Here is a 10,939-nt window from a genome sequence, read left to right as displayed (position 1 = left end):
GAGAAGGTCCTTCGCAAGCGGACGCCAGATAAAGGATGACAGGCGCACCTTTTCAACTCACAACTTCACAAACTCACCCGCCAAACAACCGTCCGAAAAAGCCTTTGCGGCGCTTTTTCAGCTTGGTTTTCTTTTTGATGGTGCCGGCTTCGGTCTTGGTTTTCACCTTTGTGCCGGTAGCTGGTTTGGGGGTAGGCGGCGCGGGGGCAGGCGGTATGGGCAGCGCTGGCACAGTGGCTGGCTGGGGCGCTTGCGCTACCATAATATCCCCCTTCCTAGTCACCACGTGCACGGGTGCGCTTTCATTGTGCATGCGGTCTACCGCCGTTACGTAGTAGGCGTATTCCACACCGGTGAGGGCCGTGGTATCAATCAGGGTAGGCGCGTAGGCGGTGCGTGGCACCAGGGCCAGAATGTGGCGGGGGTCGTCGGGCGAGGGAGTTTCGCCTTCTGCGAAGCGGTACACCACGAAATACCGGGCATCGTCGCCATCGGCGGCGGTAGGGCCGGGCTGCCAGGTAAGCGTCACGGCCGGGGGCGTGCGAATCAATACCAACTGCTGAGCCGGGCGAGGTGGCACCGCATCCAGCCAAGGCATAGTAGGCACCAGCGCCGGGTAGCGAAAGGCATTCTGCTGCAACGAATCGGTGACGTGCAGCGGATTGGCCAGCAAGGACTTCGAGCTAAAAAACACACTTCCACTCACCTCCGTGGGGTAGCTGCGGTTGAGACGAATCTGGCGCATCAGCTCGCGGGGGTTGCGCCACGTGGTGTCGCCGCGGGTGTTCTCCAGCATCCGGTAGGGCGCCTGCCCAATGTAGAGATGGCGCCCGAAGTGGTTGCGGCTCCACCACTCCACCAGCACCGGGTAGGGCGCCAGCCGGAAGTTGCTGCTCCAGTACAGTTGCGGCACGATGTAATCGATCCAGCCGCGTTGCAGCCACAGGCGCGTGTCGGCGTAGAGGTTGGCGTAGGTCGGCTGGCCGGCCCGCGTATCGGAGCCCTCGGGGTGGGCCGAGCGGTTCATCCAAACCCCAAACGGCGAAATCCCAAATTTCACCCAGCGCTTAGTGGCGTGAATCTCGCGGCTCAGGCTCTCAATCAGCGAGTTCACATTTTGCCGGCGCCAATCGGCCAGCGCGAGGTGGTCAGGGTTGAATTGGGCAAATGCCGCCTCATCGTGCAGCGTCTGACCCGCTTCGGGGTAGGGATAGAAATAGTCGTCGAAGTGCACACCGTCGATATCGTAGCGGCGCACTACGTCCAGAATCACTTCTGTGATGCGCTGGCGCACTTCCGGCAACCCAGGGTTGAACAGCAATTTGCCGCCGTAGCGCAGAAACCACTCGGGGTGTTGGCGGTAGGCGTGGGTGGCAGCCAAGCGCCGCGTGAGCGTGTCCTGCGAGGCGCGGTAAGGATTGAACCAGGCATGAAACTCCATGCCGCGCTTGTGTGCTTCGTCAATCAGGAACGGAAGTGGGTCGTAGCCGGGGTCTTTGCCCTGCTGGCCCATCAGCCACTTGCTCCAGGGCTCCAGGCCACTCCGGTAGAAGGCATCGGCAGCGGGCCGCACCTGCACAAACACAGCGTTGATGCCCGTGCGCTGCTGTCGGTCTAGCATCCGGCGGTACTCGTTGCGCTGCTGGTCGGCGGTGAGGCCAGGACGGCTGGGCCAGTCGATGTTGGCCACCGAAGCAATCCAAACGCCCCGCAACTCCCGCTTAGGCGGCGCGTCCTGGGCCTGCACGGCACCACTCAGCAACAGCCACACCAGCATGATCATGCCCGCGCCCCATCGGCAGCGGGTAGTTACTACCTGCATCATTTGCACGCTTCTAAAATCGAATAAGCGCGCAAGTTACGAGTTGTGAGGTGGTCAGTAAAAACCGTCTGTCATCCGGAACGCAGTGAAGGACCTTCTCACGTGAGAAAGTCCTTCACTGCGTTCCGGATGACAGACGGTTTTCTTACTAGCTGATGCGTATTTCTATTCCACCACAATACGCTGCTGATAGTGCTGGGCATTGGCTTCCACGCGCAGCACATACACGCCGCTGGCCAGGCCAGCTACGGGCACTTCTGTTTCGCGGCCGTGCAGCGTGCGCGTCAGGCAGGTGCGGCCCTGCATATCGTAGAGACGAATGGCTACATTGGCAGTGGGTGTGTTGGTCAGCACTACGCGTACCAACTCGTGGGTGCGCGTGGGGTAGGCCGCGCACCACGCGCCCGAAACGACAGCGGGTGTAGCCGTAGGCAGCGTCACGGCTGGGCTTTCCGAGGCACCAATGCTGCCCCGTACGCCCGCTGCGGGCGTTGCCAACCCGAAGTAGTCGCGTGGTCCTGCTTCCTGCCGGAACTCATCCCATAGGTTCAGCCCGGCTCCTACCAGCGCCGAGGTAGGCGCCAGCCGGTAGTCGCTGTTGGCGGCTGTAGCGGCGGCGGTTGGTGTAGCCGTCGTTGCATCGCTCTGGTTGGCAGTGCGCAGCTGCGGATTGATGCTCAGGCCGCAGGGCCGGTCGCCCAGCTGCTCTTGCGTGGTGGCCTGCCGCCAGGTGGGTAGGGAGGTGTAGGTAGCGTTGTTCCAGCGCAACGTAAAACCACTCCCCTCACTCCAATAGCAGTTGCCTTCCAGGCGCACGCCAGTGGTCAGGCTGGCGTCTACCAGCGTCAGGCCGTCGGTGGTCTGCAACAGGTTGTTACGCAGAGTGATTCCGCTCGCCGCACCGCCTTCAAGCTGGACAGCCACGGGCACCGAATTGTTAGCGGGCTTCGTAACCAGCACGGTGTTGTTGTGCAGGCTAATCCGCTGCATTCGCTCTGCTGCGGCAGGTGCCAGCACCGCCAGGGCGCCATGGTTGGCACGGCGGGCGTCGTTGTCGCTGATGTTGTAGCGCACCGTCAGGTTGGTGCTGGGCACCGACATCGTATCAGGCTGGGTAATGGCGAAGCCGGGGCCTTCGTTGTCGTGCGCGTAGTTATACTGAACCACAGCGGTAGCACACCCGCCTTCTAGAGCAAAGCCTCCGCCCCGCACCGTACCCGAACGATTACTGTACGACTTACATTGCTGCACCGTCAGGTTGGTGCACCGCCAAGCCCCAATGCCGGCCGGGCCGGCGGCGGGGTAGGCGTTCAGGCGGCCATTGTTGTAGGCCTCGCACTGCTCTACCACGGCGCCCGTTACGTGAGCCAGCAGTAAGCCGTAGCCGGTACGGGTTTGCTTCAGATCAAGCCGGCCGGTGTTGTTGTATAGTCGGCAATTTGCCACGTACCAGTTGCGGTGGGTGGCCTCGGCCGAGCCGTACGAGCTGATGCCCGCCTCGCCGTTGTCGTGCACGCGGCTGTTAGTGATTCGTACGCCGGAGTAGCCGCTACCGGCTCGCTGGCTGCTGATCGTAACGCCCGCCTGCTGGTAGCCACTTACGTCGAGGCTGTCGAGTACCAGGTGCGGGAGTTGCGTGGCCGCCGAGTCCAGCACGAATACCACACCAGCGCTCTTGTTGTTCAACCGGCCCGAGCCGGCGAAATACAGGCGACGCAGCTCAATACCGCCCGCGTTACGGGCCAGCAAGCCGTAGGTACCGCCGCTGCTGATGGTAGCCCAGCCCCTACCATACGAGCCGAATACAATAGGTTGCGCAGCCGTGCCTTGCGTAGTGCCCTTCAGCTGCAAGCCACCTACAAAGGTCTGCTCTCCCTCAAACAAGACTTGGTCGCCGGGTTGCAGCGTGGCGGCGTTTACCCGCGCAATGCTGCGCCAGGCAGTAGCGGGGGTAGTACCAGTCTGCGCATCATTGCCTGCAATCCGTACATAGTAAGTGGTGGCGGCCGCTTGCTGACTGGCTGACAGCAACAGAAATAAGAAAAATAGTAAACGTATTTGCATTCCTGAGGTGGTTAGGCGTCAGAAACACTAGCATAAAGAATGATGCCACATCAGAATAAATATATTCTTCCAGCTTTATAACAGCAATTATCAGGTTATAACGCTTTATATATACAATTTAAATTTATACAGCTTATTGTTCTTTATCTATAATAGCATACTTATGAAATACAATTTTCTTAGCACTTACTATTCTATTTTTTTATGGAATAATGACACATAAAAAATAACGTCTGCCTACAGTGGTTTCGCAGTTGGTAGGAGAAGACACAATATTTTGCGTCACCTTGCTGAATGCCATAGACTCTCTCATTGAACAGCCACCATCAGCAACAACGAGACATAAAATATTGTGTCTCTATAGGATACTATATACACCGTTCACGCAACCGCTACGATTGCTCACCATCAGTTTTTGCTCGTCTTATCTATTGCGTCTGACCCAGAACGGTGTAACTAAGTGAGATTTTTCTGAATCTTGTACTGAAAGCAAGAACCAGCTTGCCGTTTCGTTGTGTTAGGCACAGCATCCCACGGCAACTGTGTAACAGCTGCCTCTTTGTCTCCTTATTTTTCTCTAATGCGCTTTTCCCCTCTCTCCTGCCAGGCTGGCCTGGTAGCGCTGCTGTTGCCTTTGGCTGCCGCTGCGCAAACCACCCCCTCCCCCTCTGCTACCCAGCCCCAATGGCATCTGCTCGACCCACAACAAAACAATGGCGTGATGGGCCTGAGCGCTGAGCGCACTTACCAGGAGCTTCTCAAAGGCCGCACGGCTACTCCCGTTACTGTGGCCGTGATTGACGGTGGCGTGGATACCGCCCATGTAGATTTGCGCGGCGTGATGTGGCACAACCCAAAGGAAATTGCCGGCAATGGCAAAGACGACGACGGCAATGGCTACATCGACGATGTATATGGCTGGAACTTCCTTGGAGGCCAGGATGGCCGCAACATCGACGTGGAAGCCTACGAGGACACGCGCATGCTGGCCCGTCTGGAGCCGCTCTACCAGGGCAAAACCCGCAACCAGGTGCCCGCCGCCAAGCGCGAGGAGTTCGACCTGTACCAGCAGGTGAAGAAGTCCTACCAAATCCACTACAAGGAAGACAACGAGCACTACGACCAGGTGAAGGACGCGTATCCGCAGACCCAGGCCGTGGCCGATCAGATGAAGCAGGCCCTGGGCGTGTCGCGCTTGGATACGGCTACCCTGCGCAACCCACCCACCGACAATGCCGACCTGCGCCGCATCAGCCAGCTATTTTATCAAAACCTGAAGGCTGGCGGCTACGCCGATATGGAATCGGTGCTGGATGATATGAAGCACGCTTACGACCAGACCAAAAATCTGGTAGAATATTCCCTAGACCTCAAGTTCAACCCGCGCAGCATTGTGGGCGACGACCCCGACAACCTAAAGCAGCGCTTCTATGGCAATGCCGACGTGACCGGCCCCGACCCTACCCACGGCACTCACGTGGCGGGCATTATTGCCGGCGACCGAACCAATAACGTGGGCATTATGGGCGTGGCGGGCTTACCCGTGCGCATTATGGCAGTGCGGGCCGTACCCAATGGCGACGAGCGCGACAAGGACGTGGCCAACGCCATCCGCTACGCCGTGGACAACGGCGCGCAGGTGATTAACATGAGCTTCGGCAAGTACTTTTCGCCCCACCGCGAGGCCGTGGAAGAAGCCATCCGCTACGCCGACTCCAAGGGCGTGCTGCTGGTGCACTCCGCCGGTAACGAGTCCATCGACATTGACACTAAAAAGCAGTACCCCTCGCCGGTGTTCCTGAACACCAAGACTATCCCGAACCTGATTACGGTAGGCGCCTCTTCCCGCACCAACGACCAAGAACTGGTAGCCGATTTCTCCAACTACGGCAAGAAAAACGTGGATGTGTTTGCGCCCGGCGTGCAGATCAACTCTACTCTCCCCAACAACACCTATGGCAACGAAAGTGGCACCAGTATGGCTGGCCCCATGGTAGCCGGTATGGCGGCAGTATTGAAATCCTACTTCCCCAAGCTCAGCCCCGAAGACCTGAAACGCATCATCCGCGAGTCGGCTACTCCCTTGCATACCAAAGTGCTCAAGCCCGGGGGCAAAACCACGATTGACTTCGCGGAGCTATCGAATACGGGTGGCTTAGTGAACCTGTATAAGGCCGTGCAGATGGCGCAACAAGTGCAGTAACACTTCTTGCAAGAAACAGCGCAAGCGGCGCGGTAGCTACCGGTTTCGGAGCTACCGCGCCGCTTTTTTTTTCTCAATCATCACATTGCATATCAATTACTTATACACATTCAGTATAATCCCTACTATAAGAAGGCCAAATGGTTGCAAGCCCTTTTTACTACCCGAATAATTCAATTATAATTTTTGAAGAGAATATTTCTAAAAGTCAGTTTATCCTCCCTGTCGACGGAACATAAGCCTACTTGCAGCAATAGAATTTTTCGATCTAAAACCTAGCATAAAGCTTCCTTCTAAATACTATTATCAGGATTAATCTTATACCTCCTTCTTCTCCTATCAGTAAATATACAATGTAGAACACATTCTTTATTATATAAATAAAATAAGTTTTTGTTAAATGTAAAATTTATTTAACACAATTTTTTCATCTATACGTTAAATTTGTGACAGAATTCTTCTATTCCACCTTCTCAGAATGAAACACTTATATCTAACTCGAAAAGTCCTTAGTGCTCTTTTCTTACTCGTGCTAGCGGTAGGAAGCGCGAAGGCGCAACATGCTACTGTGTCTAACGAAGGCCCTTTTGATGGGGCTGCCTATGGCCAAAATAATAGTTACAGTTCTAATGGTGTTAATTGGTATATGACTTGGGATGACACCAATTTATATATTGGTGTTACAGGTGCTACTGATCTAGATTCAGTAGTTGTATATATCGATGCTGACCCATTAGAATTAGTTACTAGTGGTGGTAATGGATATGGTTCTACTCGTGGATTTGGCAAGTTTGATACAAATAGGGGCAACGGTATGAGTGTACTGCCTTTCCGAGCAGACTACGCTCTTGCTTTTAACCGAAACCAAAACGCTCTTGTTAATACTGCAGCTTCTGGTGCGTATGCAATTGCTAGTCAATCGACAAATAGTTTTGTGCAACAGAATGGTAGTATTGGCAACACCAGATTTTATCCTGCACAAGGAGCAAGCAGCAGAAAAATAATTATTCCTTGGAATAATATTACAAGAGGTACTGGCCGACCGGATGCATTCAATTGGTTAGGTTTCGTTCGCGCTGCTGGTAGCAACGCAACACGCGGTATGGCACCAATCAATAACACAAGTCCTTTTACTGGTAACAATCCTACAGCGTATTATTTTACCATATCTGATACTAATAATGGTACATCAACTCCTCCTTTCAGCCGAGCTAGCTATACGCAGGTAAGAACAGGTGCCAATGGAGCAGATATTAGCTTGGGCAGCTTTGATGTGTATGATTTCACGGTAAATAACGGTGCTACCATTATTCGTGACGAAAATGCTTCTTGGATTGTGAGAGGTAGCCTTCGTATAGGCAATGGAACCGTAAGAACTAGTAATTCAACCAATAGTATCATTGTTAATGAGGATTTCAGAATATATAGCAATGGTAGCTTTACCCTCAATAACACTGCGCCGTTGAGTGTTGGTGGTAACTTTATTATTGAGGGTGGTTTTGTAGCGGGTAATACAGCCAGCATTACATTAAATGGTGGTGAGCAGAACATACAGACTACAGGTAATAGCACTACCTTTTCTTCCCTACGGTTAACAAGTGGAAGAAAAACTCTGCTAAATGATCTGACGATTTCTGATCAAATAACGGTAACTGAAGGCGCCCGTTTGATAACCGGAAATCACCGCTTGATCTTAGGTCCAGCAGCTCGTTTAAGTGAAGCTAACAATGGCTACATATCAGGTACTGTCGAATCAAAAGCCACTTTGTCTGCACCTGGTAGCTATGATTTTAATAATATTGGCCTAACTCTCGCCATCAATAGAAATGGTAGTCAGACAACAGATTATCCTGGCTCCACTACTGTACGCCGTTTAACAGGCACTGCTGTATTAGGCCAAGGAACTAGTCAGAGTATCAAACGTCAATACCAGATTATTCCAACTAACAGTACTGGACAAAGTGTTAATCTCACTTTTGAATACCGTGTAAACAATGAAGATGAGCGTAATGGCATCAATAACGTTAGCCGTTTGAGATTTTTCCGTTCAATAGACAACACGACACCTTTTCAACCACTTGGAGCTCCTTCTACTATTGGTAGTAGCCCAAGTGTTGTACCCGTACGATATGCTACGCTCAATAATCTGTCTGTTGTAAACGGATATTTCACCATTGGCGACAACAATAATCCCCTACCTGTCGAACTAGTTGCCTTCACTGGCCAGCTAGAAGGCTCAGCCGTTCGTCTAGACTGGGCTACGGCTTCGGAGAAGAACAACAAAGGCTTTGAAGTGCAGCGCAGCACCGGCGACGACCAGTGGTTCCCGCTAGGCTTCGTAGATGGCCACGGCAGCACCAGCCAGCGCAACGCCTACACCCTGGTAGATGCCAACGCTCCCGAAGGCAAAGCTTACTACCGCCTACGTCAGATCGACAACGACGGCAGTGAGAACTTCTCGCCTGTGGTAACCATTGCAGTGCCAGCCGGCAACGCGCCCGCTCTGGTGTTGAGCCCCGTTCCTACCCCCGATGTACTGAACATCAGCGGCCTGGGCAGCGGTGCACACGTAGCCGAAGTGTATGACATGATGGGCAAGCGCGTGCTGACCCACTCTTTCAACGATCAGACCACTTCGGTATCGGTAGCTAACCTACCCAGCGGCTTGTACGTGGTGCAGGTACAGGGCAAGAAAAGCAAGTTCGTGAAGCAATAGTTTTCGCGGATAGTTGCTCAAAGCCAAACCGGCGCGGGACTTACCTCCTGCGCCGGTTTTTTTGTGTTTGTCTGGTTTGTTTCAGAACGTCATGCTGAACGCGTACGCGGGACAGCCTGCAAGAGCACGCGAGATTTCTCCCGCTGGTCGAAATGACCTTCTTTTACAGATCGCCTCTACCCGTTGCCTCCTTACCTTTGCCGCATGGCCACTCCCCTCACCCTCTCCGATATCTACATCTACCCCGTGAAGTCGCTGGGCGGCATCCGACTCACCGAGGCAGCTGTGGGCATGCGCGGCTTGCAATACGACCGGCGCTGGCTGATTGTGGATGCGCGCAACCAGTTTATGACCCAGCGGCAGATTGCTACCATGGCCCTTCTGGACGTAGCTCCTGCCTTCAACGGCTTTCTGCTCACGCACCGCCAGCGCCCCGACCTCCTGCCGCTCTACATTCCCTTCGAGGCAGATCGGGAAAAGACCCTGTTCGTGACCATCTGGGACGATATGGTCTTTGCCTGGCGCGGCACCCCGGCCGCCGACGAATGGTTGACCGAAGCCCTGGGTCAGGAGTGCCGGCTGGTGTATATGTCGGAAATGGTGCGGCGCGAGGTAGAGCCCGACAAGCCCGAGTTGAACCCGGCGGGCACGCTCGTCAGCTTTGCTGACGGCTACCCCTACCTCCTCATCGGGCAGGCTGCGCTGGATGATCTGAACGAACGCCTCACCACGCCGGTCCTGATGGACCGCTTCCGGCCCAACCTAGTCTTCACAGGCGGCGCACCCTTCGATGAGGATACCTGGGCCGATTTCCGGGTAGGCGACATAGCCTTCCGGGCCGTACGGGCCTGCGGGCGCTGCGTCGTCACTACTATCGACCAACAAACCGCCCAGAAAAACCCCGAAACCCTGAGCACTCTGGCCTCCTACCGTACGGTAGGCCGCAAGGTGATGTTCGGCCAGAACGTCACCGCCAGCGGCCAGGGCACCATCCGGGTAGGCGACCCGCTCAGAGTGCTGGGGTATAAAGAACAGAACTAGATCCAAACTAAGCTAGAAGCTAGTTTTCCTCCTTTTCTAAGGAGGGTGCCCGTAGGGCGGGGTGGTAAACGTCGTTGAACGATGTCGAAAGCTCGACGTCATCTGTCATCCTGAGCGGAGCGAAGGACCTTCTCACGTCTGAACGAGTCGTTGTTGCGCTTGTCGTTCTAATGTGAGAAGGTCCTTCGCTCCACTCAGGATGACAGATGGCCAGAATACCCTAACAGAATGGCGCAGGATGCCCTAATAAAGAACGGCTTACTCACCTCCTACCCCCTACCCTACCCAACTCCCGCCTACCCTGGCCCGTATGCCCAGCCATGAATCGTGCTTCAATACTGGATTTTCTGCGCGGCCTAGCCGCTAACAACAATAAGCCCTGGATGGACGAGCACCGCGCCGAATACCACCAGGCCCGGGCCGTGTTCAAGGAGTTGGTAGCGGAAGTGCTCCAGGGAGTGCAGGGCTTCGAGCCGGCGCTACAAACCCTCACAGCCGGCGAAACGATGTACCGCATCAACAAAAACGACCGATTTCAACAGGGCCAGGACCCCTACAAGCGCCACATGGGTGCGGGCCTCAAGGCCGAGGGCAGGCACTCGCGCTGGGCAGGCTATTTCCTGACACTGGAGCCCGGCAACTCCTGGCTGGGTGCCGGCAAGTGGCTGCCCGACACGGCCAGCCTGCAACGCATCCGCCAGGAAATTCACTACTCCCCCGAGGCCTTCCACGCCCTACGCCAGCACCCCGAGTTCGTGCGCCACTTCCCCGACGGCCTGGAGGGCGACCGGCTCCAGCGTCCGCCCAAAGGCTACGACAAAAACGACCCTGACATTGAATGGCTCAAGATGAAAAGCTACTTAGTGAGTCGCCCCATCTCCGACGCCGAACTACTCCAACCCGATTTTGTGGCTCGTGCTGTAGAAAGCCTGCACGTAGCGCAGCCCCTGGTGCAGTTCCTTAATCAGGCGATTGAAGAGGAGTAACGGAGCGGTGAAGCGCAGAGCAATGCAATAGTGAAGTGGTGAAATAAAAAGCCGGCTGTCATCCTGAGCTTGCGGAGGACCTTATGCCCGTTGAACGAGTCGTTGTT

Annotated in this window: 6 protein-coding genes; 4 read left to right on the top strand and 2 right to left on the bottom strand. The window is 55.0% G+C overall.

Going from position 1 to position 10,939, the window contains the following annotated elements; translation table 11 throughout:
- Positions 1-73: 73 nt before the first annotated feature.
- Positions 74-1,825: a glycoside hydrolase family 10-like protein gene (locus KYK14_RS20285; RefSeq protein ID WP_219161516.1), complete on the bottom strand. Its 1,752-nt coding sequence runs from the start codon at positions 1,823-1,825 to the stop codon at positions 74-76.
- 162 nt (positions 1,826-1,987) lie between these two features.
- The gene (locus KYK14_RS20280; RefSeq protein WP_219161514.1) at positions 1,988-3,886 is read right to left on the bottom strand and encodes a right-handed parallel beta-helix repeat-containing protein; all 1,899 of its coding nucleotides are present in this window, start codon (positions 3,884-3,886) and stop codon (positions 1,988-1,990) included.
- A 580-nt stretch (positions 3,887-4,466) separates the two neighbouring features.
- On the opposite strand from KYK14_RS20280, the gene KYK14_RS20275 reads away from it, so the two are divergent.
- From KYK14_RS20275 to KYK14_RS20260, 4 genes are all read left to right on the top strand, one after another.
- Positions 4,467-6,089: a S8 family peptidase gene (locus KYK14_RS20275; protein WP_219161512.1), complete on the top strand. Its 1,623-nt coding sequence runs from the start codon at positions 4,467-4,469 to the stop codon at positions 6,087-6,089.
- A gap of 478 nt (positions 6,090-6,567) precedes the next feature.
- The gene (locus KYK14_RS20270) at positions 6,568-8,805 is read left to right on the top strand and encodes a T9SS type A sorting domain-containing protein (RefSeq protein ID WP_219161510.1); all 2,238 of its coding nucleotides are present in this window, start codon (positions 6,568-6,570) and stop codon (positions 8,803-8,805) included.
- A 204-nt stretch (positions 8,806-9,009) separates the two neighbouring features.
- Complete coding sequence (locus tag KYK14_RS20265) at positions 9,010-9,846, top strand: MOSC domain-containing protein (RefSeq protein ID WP_219161509.1); 837 nt, start codon at positions 9,010-9,012, stop codon at positions 9,844-9,846.
- A gap of 320 nt (positions 9,847-10,166) precedes the next feature.
- Positions 10,167-10,832 (top strand): DUF2461 domain-containing protein, encoded by a 666-nt coding sequence (locus tag KYK14_RS20260; RefSeq protein ID WP_219161507.1) that lies wholly within the window; start codon positions 10,167-10,169, stop codon positions 10,830-10,832.
- The last annotated feature ends 107 nt before the right edge of the window (positions 10,833-10,939 follow it).

The organism is Hymenobacter profundi (genome assembly GCF_019334315.1).
GTDB classification, from domain to species: domain Bacteria; phylum Bacteroidota; class Bacteroidia; order Cytophagales; family Hymenobacteraceae; genus Hymenobacter; species Hymenobacter profundi.
Note: the sequence above shows the minus strand (reverse complement) of the source record. Positions and strands in the feature narration are given on the sequence as shown.